The organism is Enterococcus rotai (assembly GCF_001465345.1).
GTDB classification, from domain to species: Bacteria; Bacillota; Bacilli; order Lactobacillales; family Enterococcaceae; genus Enterococcus_L; species Enterococcus_L rotai.
Genome location: NZ_CP013655.1, coordinates 3,101,011 through 3,118,573 on the forward strand (window position 1 = coordinate 3,101,011; position 17,563 = coordinate 3,118,573).

Sequence of the window (17,563 nt, forward strand, 5' to 3'; positions counted from 1 at the left end):
GTCGACTACTCCTTTACCTTGAACTGATTTAAGAAACGTAAATCATTTTGATAGAAATTACGAATATCGTTAACGCCATAACGCAACATTGCAACACGATCTGGCCCTAAACCGAAAGCAAAACCAGTATATTCTTTTGGATCAATACCTGACATCGATAAAACATCTGGATGAACCATGCCGGCACCTAAAATTTCGATCCAGCCAGTTTGTTTACAGACATTACAGCCTGCACCACCACATTTGAAGCAACTAACATCCACTTCAACGGAAGGCTCAGTAAACGGAAAATAACTTGGGCGCAGACGAATCTTACGATCTTCACCAAACATTTTTTTCATCACAACTTCTAATGTGCCTTTTAGATCACCCATTGTAATATTTTTATCAATAACTAGCCCTTCGATTTGATGGAATTGGTGGCTATGTGTTGCATCATCTGTATCTCTACGGAAAACTTTCCCTGGAGAAATCATGCGAAGTGCACCTTTTGAAAAATCATGTTTTTCCATCGTTCTTGCTTGTACAGGAGAAGTATGGGTGCGAATCAAGATATCATCTGAGATGTAAAAAGTGTCTTGCATATCACGTGCTGGGTGATCTTTTGGTAAATTCATCCGCTCAAAATTGTAATGATCAGACTCAACTTCATAGCCTTCTACAACTTGATAACCCATTCCTACAAAAATATCTTCGATTTCTTCCATCACTTGGGATAATACATGACGAGTGCCATGTGTCATCTGTTTACCTGGTAATGTTACATCGATTGTTTCCTGTTCTAAGGCTGCATTCAACGCCTCTGTCTCTAAAACTTCCTTGCGAGTTTCAACAGCTTCAGTCAATAAATCTCGGATTTCATTGGCAAAGCTCCCCACTACTGGACGTTCTTCTGCTGATAAATCTTTCATTCCCCTCAAGACTTCTGTGATGGGTCCTTTTTTACCTAGTGTTTCCACTCTGATTTGGTTTAAGGCTTTAAGATCCGCTACATTTTGAATATTCGTCAATGTTTCATCTCTTAAAGCTTCTAATTGCGCTTTTAATGTCATTTTTCTAATCCTTTCTTTTCTATAATAATTGAACCAAGTACATTAATTGTAGGTACTTGATAAAATAAAAACGATAGCCCGCTCCTATCTAAAGGAACGAGCTATCGTGTTACCATCCTACTTCATGACAAAAAATCATGCACTCAATTCTTATAACGGCTTTCACCGGTCTGAACACTTGGAACAAACAAACTCCGGAAGTGAACTTCATTTTTCGATTACGTAACTTGTTTTCAGTCTAAGACAAGTTTTCCCTTTTCGTATCAGCCAAATTACTCTTTTCCATCAACGCTTTTTGCTATTCAATTGATTACAGTTTACAAGAAATTAGGTCTTAGGTCAACTGCATTCTTCAGCAGTGACCCATTTTTCTGCCCAATGTTGGATTTGTTCCATTGCTTGTTGTAAGTCCTTGCCTTTGATTGAGAGGAAATATTCAAGACGGCTACTCTCGTCACAGCGAACTGCTTTTGAGATGATCCCTTCACCTTCTAATTCTTTCAAGCGTTCGACTAATACGCGATCGCTTAGTTCAGGGATTTTTTGTCTTAACTCACCAAATCGTTGAGGACCATTTTCCAACAAGACATCAATAATCAAACCATTCCATTTCTTCCCTAAAATCGCAAAAGCCTTTTCAAACTTAGGACATAGTGAAAATTCGGTTGTTTTTACTTGCTCCATTTTCCTCACCTCGTGAACTGAGTATAGCACACAACTTACAATTTGTAAGTAGATTTGCTTTCGTTTTACTTCATTTTTTCAATGATCTGTTCTTCATCCATATCGATAATGATACCAGCAGATAATAAGACTAGAAAAACATTATTTACCTCTTTGCTTGTTGCTTGAGCAAGTGCTTTTCGATATAAATTTAACTGACCACGGTAACGTTGAATGACTTTTTTGATCTCTTGGAGATTTTCGATATCTTGAACAAAATCTGTTTTATAGTCGTAAAGAATACAGTTGTTGTCTTGTTCAAGATAACCATCGATCATTCCGTGGATCAATAAATCATCTTGTGTTTCTTTGGGATAATCTTTGATCAATTCTTCTGCTCTCAACAACATTGAAAATGGTTGTTCTCGCACAACTTTAGTTGGATTTTCTAACAGTTGTTGGCCCAAGTTCGTCTGATAAAAAGAGAGTACCTGATCAATCTTGATTTGTTTTGCTACATTTTCTTGAATAATTTTCGTTTGAACTAATTCTTCGATCAATTGGGTAATACTTTCTTTGGTTGGCTCTTTGTTTAAATCCAATAATTGTAATAAATAATGTGTTGCTGAACCGATCTCCACAGCTGATGGTTTACGAATCGTTTCGATAAATCTAGGTTTCCCCAACTCACCTTCACTCATTCGGTGAACGATCATCGGAGTTGGCTGAAGTGTATTTTTTTCATTTACTTCTATTTTAGCGATTTCTTTATTATCTGGGTCTTCAAACACACGTTTGATTTCTGATACAGATTGGTAATTAGTCGTTTTGGTTGAGAGCTGGTAGGGATAATCATAATTTAAACGGTATAGCCCTTGCTCTACTACTTTAGGGTCGCTGCTTTTAGAATTTTCAGCTTTACTCAAACCTGTATCGATAAATTGAAGGGCAGCAAATTGTTCTTGGATAGCTTGTTCAGTCATGAAGGAAACCGAGAATCCCGCTGGATGTTGTGTGATCCCAGCGATTTTTTCAGTTGTAAACGCCGTTTGAAATTCGGCCATTTTCTGATGACGAACCAAACTCATTCCCACCCAGTTCATCAAACTACTCTTTCCTTGTAACCGATTTTCGCTTGGTAATACTTTAGTTTGAACATCAGCTACTTTCAGCCACTCTTTAAACGTTGCTTCTTGATTGTTATATGACCCCACAAGATAAAGCTTTTGTTCTGCTCGAGTCAACGCTACATATAATTTGCGCATCTCTTCTGAGAGTAATTTTTTCAATTTTGCCTGCTTGATTGCTAAAAACGGCAATGTCTCATACAGCATCCGATCTGTCTGATCTAAATAACGAATCCCAACACCAAGTCGATCGTCAAAGATATACCGTTCATTCAGATCACCAAGATTAAACTCTTTTGTCATATCTAAAATGAAAACAACTGGAAATTCCAATCCTTTACTAGCATGGATCGTCATAACGCGAACAGCATTTTCTTGACTCAAAATAACAGGTTCTGCTAAGTCCTTATCTTTTTCCTGCATTTTTTCAATAAACCGAACAAATTGAAATAGTCCGCGGAAACTGGTTTGTTCATAACTAGCGGCTCGATCGACCAGCGCAAATAAATTCGCCTGTCTTTGTTTCCCTGCTGGCATACCGCCTACATAATCTAAATAAGCCGTGTCTTGATAAATTTGCCAGATTAAGGTTGCTAATTGATTTCTTCGGGCCATTTCGCGCCATTGTTCAAGTTGGGAAGCAAATGTCAGTGTTTTTTCTTTCAACGCCAGTTGGGCAGATTCTTTCGCTTCATTTTGATTAAAGGTCAGAAAAGCTTCATAATAAGAACTTTTCTTAGCAGCTAATCGAATCGTTACTAATTCATTTTCTTTTAATCCTACAATGGGCGAACGCAACACCGCCGCTAAGGGGATATCTTGATAGGGATTGTCAATAATTTGCAAAAGAGCCACCATTGTCTGGATTTCAGTTGCTTGAAAATAATTTTGGGCATCATTTACTTGAATTGGAATACCTGCTAATTTAAATATCTCTAAAATCGTCAAATTATTTTTCTTAGTTGGCGTCAACAACACAATATCCTTATAGGTCAATGGTCGATTTTCTTTTGTTGTTTTGTCATAGATCAAAAAGTTCTTATCGATCAACTCTCTGATTTTCAGCGCAGTCATATGCAATTCGCCTTCTGTTTTATCTTCTAAAATCAGTTGAGAATCGTCCAATTCGAGTATTTCTTCCACACGTTCTGATTTTTTTTCATAGATCAACAGTTCAGTATCATAATTTTCTGCTTCTGCAAACTGATCAAAACCATGGACGAGTTGAGCTGCTTCATCATAAGCGATTTGTCCGACACGTTCATCCATCAATTGTTCAAAAACTAAATTGGTAAAATCTAATACATTCTTTCTAGAGCGGAAGTTCTCAGCTAAAACGATTCGTTTCCCCTCTTTATTGGCTCCATATTGATTGTATTTTTCGATAAATAATGTTGGATCAGCTAAACGAAATGAATAGATCGATTGCTTAACATCACCAACCATAAACAGGTTTCCTTCAGAAGCTGCTGGTCTTCTTAACCAATAAAGAATCGTTTCTTGTAATCGATTAATGTCTTGATATTCATCAACTAATACTTCATCAAACTTCTCACGATAATAATTTGAAGCTTCTGTTGCGAGCCAATCACCCGCCTCTTTTTTTGCTAAAATATTCAAGGTAAAATGTTCCAAATCATTGAAATCAACTAACCCTTTTTTTAGTTTCTGTTGGCTATACGTATCAATAAAGGCTTTTCCAACTTGCGCCATCTCCTCAACTAGTGGTCGAGAGCGGTCTAAAATTTCTTTCATTTCCTCTGGTGATAACGTGAATAGGTTTTCTAAAATAGCATTAATCGCTTTTTTATTTTGTTCTCGTAAGTTTTTAGCTTGAGCAGCAGTTTCTTTTAATTCTTCTACTCGCACTGTTGGATAACGTTCAAATGTGATTGTTTTTGAAATATCAAAGCCTGACTCTAGATCATTGTCTGCTAACTGACTGCTGAATGTTTCCACAAATTCTTTTTCATTTCTAGCAAGATTGGCAATTTTTTCTAGCTTTTCTTCTCCTTCAGTTAAACGAATCATCTCTTCGTAGCGCTCTACACAACGTAACAGGCTTTCCATCACTTGAGGTTTCAAATAGTCTTGGAATAGCACCGAATCACCTAATTGCCCAGTCACTTGATAACTGTCAGCCAAATGAGCTAGCCATTCCTCTGGGTCCGGATTAGCACGGGCAAAGTCATACAAGGAAAAGATCAATCGAGTCAGTCCATCGTCACTTCGATCATTAGAAAAATTACTTGTCAATTGATAAAAAGCTTCTTGGTTTTCGCCATAAAATTGTTCCCTAAGTTCATCCCAAACATCTTCTTTCAAAAGCAACATTTCTGTTTCATCTGTCAATAATCGGAAAACTGGATCCATTTCGATCAGATAATAAAAACGACGGATCACAGTTAAACAAAATGCGTGTAGCGTACTAATATTGGCAGTTGGAAGTAAAGTCAACTGTTTAATAAAATGGTTTTTTTTCTCTTGCTCACTCTCATTTGTGATTGCTTTTTGTAAAGCCACTTGGATTCTTTCTTTCATTTCCTTTGCGGCCGCTTCTGTATAGGTTACGATCAACAAGCGATCGATATCCACACCACTTTTGAGCTTTTCGATCACTCTGCGCACTAGAACCGTTGTTTTTCCAGAGCCAGCAGAAGCAGAAACTAAAATGTTCTCATCACCATCAAAAACGGCTTGCCATTGATTATCAGTAAATTGCTCATTTTCTGGACGTAACGGGATAGTCTTACTCATCAATAGTTCCTCCTTCCGACTCATTTTCAATTAAACGATCCATCACTTCTTTTTTCGTCAATGTTTCAATTCGATTATAGTTATTCTCTTTTAACATAACATCAAAATTACAAACACTCCTAAACGGACAGTAACGGCAAGCAATTCGCTCTTTCCCTTGATAAGCTGGGTTTAAATCAATCTCGCCACTGGTAACTTTATTACCAGCTTCGATAAACTTGCTGCGGTTATGCGTTAATAAGGCATCTAATTCAGGTTCCGTCACAAATTTATCTTCTTGGCGGCGTCCTGGTTTGATAATTTCTTTAGCAGATTCTTCAATTGGAAAAATCAGCGAGCTTTGTTTAGCTTGTAAACTTTTATCCAGATTTTCAAGTAAAACGGGATCATTCAATAACAACCCATCAAATTGGAATTTCTTTAAAAGCTGCTGCTCTTTCTTATCTTCTGTTTCATAAGGAAGAATTGGATTATGAACATGTAGATAGAATGAGCCTGCTGGTTTAGCAGATTGACCGACAAGATTCACAGCATCCATCAACGCGACATCCAAGTATGTCAACATTTGCATCGCTAAACCATAGTACGCTTCTGTAATATTAAATTTCTTGTGGCTTGATTTATAATCAATAACACCTAAATATAAAGAATCTGGTGTCACTAATTGATCTAAACGGTCGATTTTTCCTCTGACGCTGATATTACCACCGTTAGCCAGCGGTAAGTCTAAGCCTTTGATTCCCTTTTGACTGGCAATCTGACCAAACAAAACTTCTGTCTGAACCGTCGACATCCCACTACGCTCACTTTGACGTTTTAAAGCCCAACTAACTTTTTTGATCGTTTGGCCTAATTGATAGCGAATATAATTCATCCGACTTGACGTATCAAGAATCGAAAATTTAATCTCACCGAATACGGCATTGAGGATTTGTTCTGTAAATTCGTTCACTTCACGATCAGTCAATTCAGATAGCTGCTTGTTTTGCGTAATCAATAATTTGAAAAACTGATCTAGTGCTTCATGGAAAAAATCTCCTGTTGCAGCAGGTGTCAGTCCAAAAACATCTCTTTCTTTCAGACCTAGACCAAATCGAGTGAAATATTGATACTGACAACGATAGAAACTTTCCATCCTAGAAACGGATGTATAAATATGTTTTGTATATAATTCATCAGCCAGATGTTCTTCTAGGTTTTCTGGAAGATTTTGATGCCCTAAACTTTCAAAAACACGGTGAGCTAAATTCGCTTGTTCCTGTTTCATTAACTCACGTTCCAGAGCAAGCCAAAAAGCTAGGATGCCTTCCTGCGTTTCTTTTTTCTGACGCTTTAAGTTCGTTAAATCACTGATTAATGTGCGATAAGTTCCTACATGCTCTAAACTAATTTGTTCGTTATCTAATATTGTCAGTGCATTTTTCAATTGCATTTGTACGCCTAAATCTTTTTGAATATTCGTTAAGTATGCCGAGACTTTAACGTCTTTAGCAGTATCTTTTACACTTGGGTAAGAAAAATACAACCGATCTGTTGCGGAAGAAAACATGATATAAGCCTTAAATGGCTCTTTAGCAATGCTTTTTCTAGTATCATTTAGTAAAAATTGCCCTTCCTCTAGATAGCCATTCACATATTGCCGCTCTTCATCAGAAAGTAATGTCTTATTATCAAATTTTTGTGGTAAAACTTGATCCGTTAAACCAATCGTAAAAACGATTTTGGCTTGTCCAGGTCGTGCCAGATCAAGTGAACGAATTTGAACTTGATCGATCGCTGTGGGAACTTTATTATAGCGTAACCCTTCCAAACCACTAGAAAAAATTTCTTCAAATACTGAGAGATCAAAAGATTCATTCCCATAAATCGTGACATATTCATCCAGTAACGTCATTAAAGCTTCCCAAGTCTGCTCATGGTTGCGAGCCGCTTCTAATTGACCGCTCTCAATGGCTTGGTTCCGCCACATCATCAACTGCTTTTCGATACCGTTGTTGACTAAGAAACGATAGAAATAATCTGCCGCTTCGATCCCTTTATGCGCTTTTTGCATTTGTTTGAAAAAAGCTGGCAGTGTTTGTTGGACCCTATTTCGCACAGCATTAGCATCTTTTTCAATCAATTCTGTATCGTCTTGTTGTTCGGCTTCAAAATCGTAGCGGATAAAATGCCAGTCCTTTTCTTTTTCCCAGTGATAGCCCTCATAGCCATAAGCCAAGACAACATTTTCAGCTAAATCGATTTTCCGACGCCATTCATTACGCTGTATTTTCCATTCTTCCATAGTCATTTGATCTTCTATCGGAAAAAATAGTTCTGTTCTTAAAAAGCGTAAAACATCTCGATAACGATAATGGTAACTATTGATTGCAAACAATGATTGAATAAATTCCACTAGCGGATGCTGCTCCATCGCCATATCTCGATCCAAGTAAACAGGAATTTCATGCATGGAAAATAACGGTTCGATCATGGTTTCATAGCTATCTAATTCACGTGTTAGCACTTGAATGTCTTTATAGCGATAATTTTCTTCAACAACTAATCTTCTGATTTCCTTTGCAATATGATTGATTTCTTCTTTAGGATTTTCTGCACACCAAAATTGAAGATGATCATCGTTGATCTGTTCTTTTACTTTTTTCGTATGGCTTTCTTGGGCATTGACCCAATATTTTTCTAGTGTTTGAAGGCTGTCATTTTTAATCAGCTTTTTCTTTTGTTCAACGTAGTCGGGTAATATCGCTACATTAGAATTTCTAGCTAATTGATAGAGTTTATAATAAGTCGTACCTGTTTCGTAAAATAAATTCATCAATGGCGGCACGTCATTTGGGTATTTTTTATCTAAAACCAAAGATATTTTCACTTGACCACCACGACGCATCAATGTATCGAGCAATTTTAGCTCTCTAGCAGAAAAATTATGGTATCCATTTACTACAAATAATACATGACTTAGGTCTTTTGTTTCTAAATAGTCCGTCAAATAATTGATGATTTCTGCCGATTTTATGCCGTACTGACTCATAGTTTCTTCAAATTTTGAAAAAACTAATTTAATATCTTGGATTTTTAATTGTAGGTCTTGCTCTTTACTATCTGAATTTGCTCCTGATAAGTGAGCAAATAAATCATCTAAATCAACATTGCCTTCTTTTATTTCCTGATACAGATCAAATAATTGCTGAATAAACCCTGATTTATTGACTTCTCCACGAAAAACCTTTAACGCTTCCTCGTTTTCTGATAAGATTTTTCTAAAAACCATTGCAGCTCCAGCTTCGGTAAGCACTTCTGAACTGTAAAATTGAGTATGCTGTAAATAATACCAAGCCAATCGATAAAAACTAAATACTTGAAAACGCATTGTTGCGATAGAATCACTTTGATTATTTTGGATGGTTTTAATGCGTTTAAGGGCATTGATTTCTTGTTCAAACTTCATATGGTTGGGCACTAAATAAAACACTTCATGTGCATCATCTTCAGCTAACCACTGAACAGATGCTTGCAAAAGCGCCTCTTCCAAGTCCATCTCAGCTGTTCCTCGAATAAATTGCAAACTCATTTCATCACATCCTTTATTTCAGTCTTACCTTCTTAGTTTATCATAAAATCACCTTGAACACGCCTTTCATTGTCCAACAAAAAAAGCCTCTTAATTAAAAGAGAACTCTTTTTTATTATCTAACCGATACTTAGATAGTACCGAAACGATTTAATGGCCATAAGACGAATTTAACATCACCTGATATATCTTTTTTGTTGATAAATCCGATCATTCGTCCATCTTTTGAATTTCTGCGATTGTCTCCCATCACAAAATATTCCCCTTCAGGGACTTTTTTCTCACCTGTGACTTCACTTAAGGTAAAATCAAGCGTCAAGGGTGAGCCATCTGTTACTGCGCTTTTAAACTCATCTAAATAGGGTTCTTTTACTTCTTTGTCATTAATATACAGAACATCAGCCTTGTATTCCACGGTATCTCCTGGTAAGCCGATCACGCGTTTAATGTAACTTTTTTTCGGTTCATCTGGTGCTGGAAACGTCACAATATCAAAGCGTTTGATTTCGGTATTTTTTAATGCGATTACGCGTTCACCATCTGCTAATGTTGGATCCATCGAATGGCCTTTGACCACGACTGGGGTAAAAACAAACTGCCTTAATAAAAATAGCAGCGCTGCTAGACCAACAAAAAATAATATAGTATTTAATAACTCTTTAGATTTCAAATTCATTCCTCCAAAAACTTGCTTTCTATAGTTTACCACAGACCAAGAAATTTCAACAGATTTGTTTCTTTTTTGGGTGAATTTTTCGTTTTTCCCTTAAGATTTTATTTAGTCGACTACTTTGGAATGAAGTAAGGTAAAGAGTTAAGATAATGGTGTTACATATCTTTTACAACAATATAGCAAACAGCTAAAGGTCCATGTAACCCAACAACTAGCTGCATTTCTATATCACCAGAATTGGAAGGTCCTGAAATAAAATGAATCGCTGACCCGATTTTTTCACCATTCTTCTGTTTCTCTGCATAATATGCAGCCGCTTGGGTAGAACGTGGGACGATCTTGCTCATCGGAATAATTGAAATATAGTGTTGAGGCAAAAAGTGTAACGAACGACCTTGACCTGCATTTGTTTCAACTACAATTGAGCCTGATTCAGCTAATAGAAATTCAGCAAAAACTATCGCTATATTTGCATTCTCTGCGTTAGCTATATTTGTCTCTCTATGAGTTGATCCAGGTTTCCAAAATAGCAGCTCTTCCTGCGCTGCTTCTAATTCTTGATCTGGATTTGGTGTAAACTGTTGTAAGCCAAATTCGGCAAATCGTTTATCAATCGGTAGCAGTATCTTCCCGCCTCCAAATGATTTGACCATTTGATTAATCGTTGCTTTTAAGTTGGCTTTCGTGGTTTCGACAAGGGTGGTATTGATTTTCGCTACTCGTGCTTTAGCAATTTCTAACAATTCATCTTGAGATTTATCTGCAAGCGTTGTTTCGGGCAAATCATTAATTGGCTTGAATGGATGCTCTAAAGTATTTTGACGTTTTGTACCAAGTTTTTCCGTCAGCTTATTTAAGAAAGACTCTCTATTTTGTATATTGGTATTAGTCATTTTTTTCACCTGCTTTGTGCTTTTTATACCAGCTTCTAAAGTTTTCTGAACTTTTTGGTGGACGTGGTAAATCACGAACATCAGTCCAGCCTTTCACAAGACCTGGCCCTTTTGCAACATAGCCACCGTACTGGAACATATTATCTACCGTAATGTCTTTTTTCTTACTTAATGGTGCTAATCCCATATGATCGACTTTCATGGCTGTTTTAAATAAGCTTGGTGTTGCTGTTGCTTTTCCTACAACGCGCATTTGAAAATCATCAAAGCCATGTTGCATCTTTAATTCATCGGTCATTACACGTCGATGCTCGATCAATAATTCATGTAATGGAATCTTCACTGGACAAGTATCCGTACACGCACCACAAAGACTAGAGGCATAAGGCAACTCTCCAAATTGTTTGTAGCCGCCTAACACTGGGGATAACACCGCGCCAATCGGGCCAGGATATATCGATCCATAACCATGACCACCAATATGGCGATATACTGGACAAACGTTTAAACAAGAACCGCAACGAATACACTGTAAAACAGGTTCAAAAGCTGTACCTAACGCATTAGAACGACCATTATCTAAAATCACAACATGAAACTCTTCAGGACCATCTGATTCATCTTCATTTTTGATACCCGCAAAAGTGACATAAGTTGTTAAACTTTGTCCAACAGCACTTCTAGCTAAGAGGTTATCTAGCACCTCAGCCTCCCTCATGCTGGGTACGATTCGCTCCATCCCCATCAAGACGATTTGTGTTTTAGGGATACTTATTGTTAAATCAGCATTCCCCTCATTCGTATTCAGATTGATTAAGCCACTGTCAGCAATCGCAAAGTTACACCCTGTTATTCCTACTTCCGCTTCCAAGAAGAACTTACGCATAACCTCTCTAGCACATCGAGCTAAGTTAACTGGATCGTTATCCCCTTTATAACCTAATTTTTCTGCAAAAACTTGCCGAATTTGCTCGCGATTTTTATGAATACTAGGGAAAACAATATGAGACGGCTCATCCCAATCATCCATTTGCAAGATAAATTCTGCTAAATCGGTCTCCATCACACTGACACCATTTAGCTCTAACAACATAGGATCGATATCGACTTCTGTGGTTACCATTGATTTTGATTTCACTACTTTTTTTGCATTTTTTTCTAAAACCACTTGTTTTACATAGTCCGTTGCTTCTTCCGCCGTCTGAGCAAAAAAGACTTTTCCACCTTGTTCAGCAACTTTATCGCTAAACTGCTCTAGATAATCTGGTAAATACGAAATCGTATGCTGCCTGATTTGTTCGCCAAGTTCTCGCCATTGCTCCCAATGACCAAGCTCTGCTCTAGCTCCTTCTCGTTTGATTCACTGATCATCTTGCGCTTTTGCTACAGCTTTTTGCATAAAAACATCGTTTTTACTCTCTTCTAATCGTTGTTTGAAAGGCTTCGTACTAGTCGTTAATCCCACACTATTTCCTCCTAAATGACTGTCATTATTTTTGGTTGATCCATTCGCTTCTTATCCACTTGTTGATTTAAAACCTCTGCAATATGCATGATTTTGATCTGTTTACCATCTCGGTTGAATTTCCCACCAATATTCATTAAGCAGCCCATATCTGCACTAATTAAGATTTCAGCACCAGTGTCGATCACATCATTCATTTTTTCCGTAACCATTTGTTCAGATATTTCCGGCATTTTTACTGAAAAAGTACCACCGAATCCGCAACAATTTTCAATATGGTTTAATGGAAGCATCTCTAAACCTGCTACATGGTCCAACAAGATAAATGGCGCTTCACGTTCCTTCAAAATTCTGGTCATATGACATGAACGGTGATAAGTCGCTTTGGCATTTAATGTTGCACCAACATCAGTGACGCCTAACACTCGGTATAGAAATTGACTGAATTCAAATGATTTCGCTGCTAGAGCTTCCGCTTTGGGTCCATAGATAGGATCATCTTTTAAAAAGTGCCGATACTCTCTTAGCATTCCCACACATGATCCAGCAGGTCCCACCACATACTCTGCATCCTCAAAACAATCGATTTGATTTTTCAGCGTGGCATAGCTTTCTTCAGCATAGCCACTATTGTAGGTTGGCTGTCCACAACAAGTTTGCTTATCTGGGAACGTTGTTTCGCAACCTAATCGCTCCAAAACTTCTACCATCGCCTGTCCCACATTTGGAAATAGTAAATCAACAACACAAGTAGAAAAAATGCTTACTTTCAAAAAAAGCCCTCCTCGTAAGTTGTACGAGCAGGACAAAGCAGTCATCTATATAGTCAAAAATAACGTTGGCATATACATTCGTTTTTACCTAGGTAAAAGCCGATCACTAGTCCAGTCATCATACAACTTATAATCAAAATCATTTTGTAATAATTATTATACAATAATAATTTTATCAAGAATATGGCTATTTAGCAATCGATTTCAGTATGCTTTTTCGCATACTAACATTTCATTTAATCCGGTAATAGTGCAATTGAACGTACAGGGAAACCTGGAGCATTTAGTAGATTAGGAAAACTAGTTACAATCACACTCCCAACAGCAGGCACTTGATTCAGATTCCGCATCACTTCGACTTGATACTTATTTTGCTTCAACCAATAATATTCACCTAGTAATCCCTGATTTTTTCTGAAATCAGCAGCACTATCCGTATCCAAAGTCTCATGCCCAATCGCCGTAACATTTCTTATCTCACTTAAATATTTCAACGCTGCTAGACTCCATCCTGGTGTATGAGCTGCCCCTTCTTTATCACAATTATAATAGGCTTCTGTAGATTTCCAGCGACTTGACCAACCACTTGCAAACGCAACAAAAGAGCCTTCTGGAATCGGACCAAATTCTGCTTCGAAATCAAGTATATCCTGAACCGTCAAACAATAATCATGGTTATGTTGAACAACGTCTTCTTTGTGAATCACATACAATGGTAAAACTAATTCTTTTAATTTTATTTCATGTAAGTAACGTTTTCCTTCAGCAAAATGTATAGGCGCATCGATGTGTGTGCTATATTGTGTTGGCAAGGTATATTCTTTAGCAAAAAAGCCATCTTTTTTAATTGTAAATAATGTTTTTTCTTGAGATCCGTTAAAAGCACCGAACCTAGGTATTGACTCATGTATCTCATGACTTAAATCAATCCACTTTTTCTTCTTTAAATAATTCATTGCGTCCAATGTATTCATCTCTATTCCTCCATTAATTCCCTATTTTTTTATAATAATCAAACTTAATTACTAATATACAAGAAAAATAGATGACTGTATACGGATCTTTTGATAAACTGATGGAGTATAGGTTGAACAAAGGAGGGATAGCATTATGTTTATTTCATTCGGCATGTTTATTGGTTTAATTATAGTAACAATTATTATGATTGCATTAATTATTTATTTAACGTTTACAGGAGGTAATAAGCAACCACGTCATAACAAGATACATCAAGCTGAAGAAGCTGCTAGAGAGCGATTAGCTCAAAACACCCCTACACCTCCATCAGAGCGGCAATTTAGGCAAAATAATTCAGATTATCATAATGAATTCAGAACAGAGTCGGAAACAAAAAATCATTATGAGCAGAATTCACATTCTCAAGATATTATTGAAGAGGAAGATCCATTACAGATTCTTCCTTATCCGAAAGATGATGATTTCAAATAAAAAAAGCGCAAAACTACAATTTAGTTTTGTGCTTTTTTTATTTTACAACTTTCATTGTCCTCTAAACTCAATAAAAAATACCGCTGGCAGGATTCTAGGTTCCTGCTAACGGTACATAATTTATCATATTGATTACAGACGTGCATTCAATTCTTTCGCTAAGTCTTCAAAGCCCGGTTTCCCAAGTAGAGCAAACATATTTTTCTTGTATGCTTCAACGCCCTCTTGGTCAAATGGATTCACACCATTCAAGTAACCAGAAATACCGACCGCAATCTCAAAGAAATACATAACATAACCTAATGAGTAAGCATCCATTGCTGGAATCTTAACGATCATATTTGGCACACCGCCATCAGTATGGGCAAGTAAGGTTCCTTGGAAGGCTTTTGTATTGACGAAGTCGATTTCTTTGCCTTGTAGGTAGCCTAATCCGTCTAAGTCTTCAGCCAATTCAGGGATTGATACAGCATGACGTGGTGTTTCCACTTTTACAACTGTTTCAAATAAGTTGCGCATGCCATCCTGCACGTATTGTCCCATTGAGTGTAAGTCAGTTGAAAAATCAGCAGCAGCTGGGAAAATACCTTTTTGATCTTTTCCTTCTGATTCACCGAAAAGTTGTTTCCACCATTCAGAAAAATAATGCATCCCAGGTTCATAGTTGATCAACATTTCAGTTGTTTTACCTTTACGATATAAAATATTTCTTAACGCTGCATATTGGTAAGCTTGATTTTTGCTTAAATCAGTTGTAGAAGCATATTCCTTACGGGCGTCATTAGCACCTGTCATTAGGCCATCGATATCAGCACCACTAACGGCAATTGGTAATAAACCTACTGGTGTCAACACAGTGAAACGACCACCAACATCGTCAGGAATCACAAATGTTTCCCAACCTTGCGCATCAGCCTCAACTTTAACAGCACCTTTGGCACGATCCGTTGTAGCATAAATCCGTTTGTTTGCTTCTTCTTTACCATATTTTTTCACTAATAATTCTTTAAATACTCTAAAAGCGATTGCTGGCTCTGTTGTTGTTCCAGATTTAGAAATCACATTAACAGAGAAATCACGGTCACCGATCACATTGATCAAATCAGCTAGATAAGTTGAGCTGATGCTATTTCCAGCAAAGAAAATTTGTGGCGTTTTTCTTTCATCTGCGGGTAGTAAATTATTAAATGAATGATGTAAAAATTCGATAGCTGCTCTTGCACCTAAGTAAGAACCACCAATACCGATCACAACTAAAACTTCTGAGTCAGATTGGATTTTTTCAGCCGCTTTTTTAATACGGGCAAATTCGTCTTTATCATAATTTTCTGGTAGGTCAATCCAGCCAGTAAAATCACTGCCAGCTCCAGTTCCTTCTCTTAATGCTTTGTCCACTGCAGTCACTTGTGTCTGCATGTATTCCAATTCATGATCAGCAACAAATGGTGTCAAATTGGAATAATCGAATTGAATGTGTGACATTCCTTCTCCTCCTTGAAATTAAACTTAATACAGTATCTACTTTACGTTCTTTTCACCCTTTTTTCAAGCAATTTATGAACGTATGTACCAATTTTATTTTAAAACACTTAAAAAGCTAATTTTCTAATGGAAATTTTGAGTGGTTCTTCCAAAATGAAAGAATGACCGTGAGAAAAAATCACGGTCATTCTTTTTTAACCATCCTCTCTTAAACTAAACCTTGACTAAGCATCGCTGTTGCAACTTTTTCAAATCCAGCAATATTCGCTCCCAGCACAAAATTATTAGCGGCATCATATTTATTGGCAGTATCACGACAAGTTTCATAAATATTTTTCATAATGTCGTCTAACATACCATCAACTTTTTCAAAAGACCAAGATAGACGTTCTGAATTTTGACTCATTTCTAATGCAGAAACGGCTACTCCACCAGCATTAGCAGCTTTACCTGGGCAATATAGAACACCAGCGTTATCAAATACTTCAACAGCAGCTAGTGTACAAGGCATATTTGCTCCTTCTGCCACAACTTTGGCGCCGTTTTTCACTAAGAGTTCAGCTTGTTGATCATTGATTTCATTTTGAGTCGCACAAGGTAAAGCAATATCATAAGCGACTTCGAAATCCCAAACAGACTGACCATCATAGTAAGTAGCATCGCTGTGTGTCTCAACATATTTTGAAATTCGTTCACGATTTTTTTCTTTTAATTCTTTAACTAATTCAACATCAATACCAGCTGGATCATAGATAAAACCATTTGAATCAGAACACGTTAACACTGTTGCGCCTAATTCCTTCGCTTTTTCCATAGCATAGATTGATACATTACCACTTCCTGAAACGACGACTTTTTTACCTGCAAATGAATCATTTGCATCAGCTAACAGATGTTTTACGAAATAAACACAACCATAACCTGTTGCTTCCGTTCTAGCCTGGCTTCCCCAGTACCCTAACGGTTTACCTGTTAAAACGCCTGCATCGTAATTTCTCAAACGCTTGTACGTCCCAAATAAGTAACCGATCTCCCGTGCACCTACACCGATATCACCTGCTGGCACATCAGTGCTTGGTCCAATATGTTTTTGCAACTCTGTCATGAAGCTTTGGCAAAAACGCATGACCTCAGCATCTGATTTCCCTTTAGGATCAAAATCGCTACCGCCTTTGCCGCCACCGATCGGTAATCCAGTTAGGCTATTCTTGAAAATTTGTTCAAATGCTAAAAACTTCATCACACTTAAATTCACGCTAGGGTGAAAACGTAAGCCACCTTTATAAGGACCAATCGCTGAATTGTACTGTACTCGGTAACCACGGTTTACACGCCAATTGCCTTGATCATCCTGCCACGGTACTCTGAATTGTAACATTCGTTCAGGCTCAATTAAAACCCCTAAAATGTTGGCTTCAATGAATGCTGGATTCTCTTTTAAGAATACCTCAACCGTTGGTAAAAATTCGTCTACTGCTTGCAAGTATTCAACTTGCCCTCGATCGTTTTCATGAATCTTCTTTTGAATCTCTTCCACGTACTGTTTTGCTTCCATTTAATCACCCTCTCATTGTTATAATCCTATTTTAACCTAAATTCTGAAAATTTCCACAATTTTTTACTATGAATTGCAAAAAAAGTAGAAAAAGTTTTGAAAA

Annotated in this window: 11 protein-coding genes, 1 pseudogene and 1 other annotated feature; of the genes and pseudogenes, 1 reads left to right on the forward strand and 11 read right to left on the reverse strand. The window is 37.2% G+C overall.

Going from position 1 to position 17,563, the window contains the following annotated elements:
- Window positions 1-5: 5 nt before the first annotated feature.
- The 9 genes and pseudogenes from pheS to ATZ35_RS13870 form a co-directional block, all read right to left on the reverse strand.
- Window positions 6-1,052 carry a phenylalanine--tRNA ligase subunit alpha gene (gene pheS / locus ATZ35_RS13830; RefSeq protein ID WP_086279355.1) on the reverse strand — a complete coding sequence of 349 codons (1,047 nt, stop codon included), beginning with the start codon at window positions 1,050-1,052 and terminating at the stop codon, window positions 6-8.
- Between the two features lie 89 nt (window positions 1,053-1,141).
- Window positions 1,142-1,350, reverse strand: a binding site (T-box leader).
- A 41-nt stretch (window positions 1,351-1,391) separates the two neighbouring features.
- The gene (locus ATZ35_RS13835) at window positions 1,392-1,736 is read right to left on the reverse strand and encodes a winged helix-turn-helix transcriptional regulator (RefSeq protein WP_086444400.1); all 345 of its coding nucleotides are present in this window, start codon (window positions 1,734-1,736) and stop codon (window positions 1,392-1,394) included.
- Window positions 1,737-1,801: 65 nt separating this feature from the next.
- The gene (gene addA, locus ATZ35_RS13840) at window positions 1,802-5,599 is read right to left on the reverse strand and encodes a helicase-exonuclease AddAB subunit AddA (RefSeq protein WP_208927753.1); all 3,798 of its coding nucleotides are present in this window, start codon (window positions 5,597-5,599) and stop codon (window positions 1,802-1,804) included.
- A complete protein-coding gene (locus ATZ35_RS13845) occupies window positions 5,592-9,170 on the reverse strand; it encodes a PD-(D/E)XK nuclease family protein (protein ID WP_208927754.1) in 3,579 nt (1,192 codons plus the stop codon). Before ATZ35_RS13845 ends, addA begins: the two co-directional genes overlap by 8 nt.
- A gap of 130 nt (window positions 9,171-9,300) precedes the next feature.
- Entirely contained in the window at window positions 9,301-9,846 is a 546-nt protein-coding gene (gene lepB / locus ATZ35_RS13850) for a signal peptidase I (protein WP_086279351.1), read from the reverse strand.
- Window positions 9,847-9,998: 152 nt separating this feature from the next.
- Window positions 9,999-10,736 (reverse strand): LutC/YkgG family protein, encoded by a 738-nt coding sequence (locus ATZ35_RS13855; RefSeq protein ID WP_208927755.1) that lies wholly within the window; start codon window positions 10,734-10,736, stop codon window positions 9,999-10,001.
- Window positions 10,729-12,201, reverse strand: a pseudogene (locus tag ATZ35_RS13860) (LutB/LldF family L-lactate oxidation iron-sulfur protein). Before ATZ35_RS13860 ends, ATZ35_RS13855 begins: the two are co-directional and overlap by 8 nt.
- A gap of 11 nt (window positions 12,202-12,212) precedes the next feature.
- Entirely contained in the window at window positions 12,213-12,974 is a 762-nt protein-coding gene (locus ATZ35_RS13865; RefSeq protein WP_208927756.1) for a (Fe-S)-binding protein, read from the reverse strand.
- Between the two features lie 236 nt (window positions 12,975-13,210).
- A complete protein-coding gene (locus ATZ35_RS13870; protein ID WP_208927757.1) occupies window positions 13,211-13,948 on the reverse strand; it encodes a cyclase family protein in 738 nt (245 codons plus the stop codon).
- Window positions 13,949-14,084: 136 nt separating this feature from the next.
- On the opposite strand from ATZ35_RS13870, the gene ATZ35_RS13875 reads away from it, so the two are divergent.
- On the forward strand, window positions 14,085-14,423 hold the full coding sequence (locus ATZ35_RS13875) for a hypothetical protein (protein ID WP_208927758.1): 339 nt from the start codon (window positions 14,085-14,087) through the stop codon (window positions 14,421-14,423).
- Between the two features lie 132 nt (window positions 14,424-14,555).
- Here ATZ35_RS13875 and ATZ35_RS13880 read toward each other — a convergent pair whose 3' ends face one another.
- Together ATZ35_RS13880 and gdhA are read right to left on the reverse strand one after the other, a co-directional pair.
- Window positions 14,556-15,905: a glucose-6-phosphate isomerase gene (locus ATZ35_RS13880; RefSeq protein ID WP_208927759.1), complete on the reverse strand. Its 1,350-nt coding sequence runs from the start codon at window positions 15,903-15,905 to the stop codon at window positions 14,556-14,558.
- A 208-nt stretch (window positions 15,906-16,113) separates the two neighbouring features.
- Window positions 16,114-17,460 carry an NADP-specific glutamate dehydrogenase gene (gdhA, locus tag ATZ35_RS13885; RefSeq protein WP_208927760.1) on the reverse strand — a complete coding sequence of 449 codons (1,347 nt, stop codon included), beginning with the start codon at window positions 17,458-17,460 and terminating at the stop codon, window positions 16,114-16,116.
- Window positions 17,461-17,563 lie beyond the last annotated feature (103 nt).

What these genes read in the sequence shown, in the direction of transcription:
- ATZ35_RS13845 (WP_208927754.1), bottom strand. Translation starts at nt 9,170, where the DNA reads ATGAGTTTGCAATTTATTCGAGGAACAGCTGAGATGGACTTGGAAGAG.
- pheS (WP_086279355.1), bottom strand. Translation starts at nt 1,052, where the DNA reads ATGACATTAAAAGCGCAATTAGAAGCTTTAAGAGATGAAACATTGACG.
- ATZ35_RS13835 (WP_086444400.1), bottom strand. Translation starts at nt 1,736, where the DNA reads ATGGAGCAAGTAAAAACAACCGAATTTTCACTATGTCCTAAGTTTGAA.
- ATZ35_RS13870 (WP_208927757.1), bottom strand. Translation starts at nt 13,948, where the DNA reads ATGAATACATTGGACGCAATGAATTATTTAAAGAAGAAAAAGTGGATT.
- ATZ35_RS13880 (WP_208927759.1), bottom strand. Translation starts at nt 15,905, where the DNA reads ATGTCACACATTCAATTCGATTATTCCAATTTGACACCATTTGTTGCT.
- lepB (WP_086279351.1), bottom strand. Translation starts at nt 9,846, where the DNA reads ATGAATTTGAAATCTAAAGAGTTATTAAATACTATATTATTTTTTGTT.
- ATZ35_RS13875 (WP_208927758.1), top strand. Translation starts at nt 14,085, where the DNA reads ATGTTTATTTCATTCGGCATGTTTATTGGTTTAATTATAGTAACAATT.
- ATZ35_RS13855 (WP_208927755.1), bottom strand. Translation starts at nt 10,736, where the DNA reads ATGACTAATACCAATATACAAAATAGAGAGTCTTTCTTAAATAAGCTG.
- addA (WP_208927753.1), bottom strand. Translation starts at nt 5,599, where the DNA reads ATGAGTAAGACTATCCCGTTACGTCCAGAAAATGAGCAATTTACTGAT.
- gdhA (WP_208927760.1), bottom strand. Translation starts at nt 17,460, where the DNA reads ATGGAAGCAAAACAGTACGTGGAAGAGATTCAAAAGAAGATTCATGAA.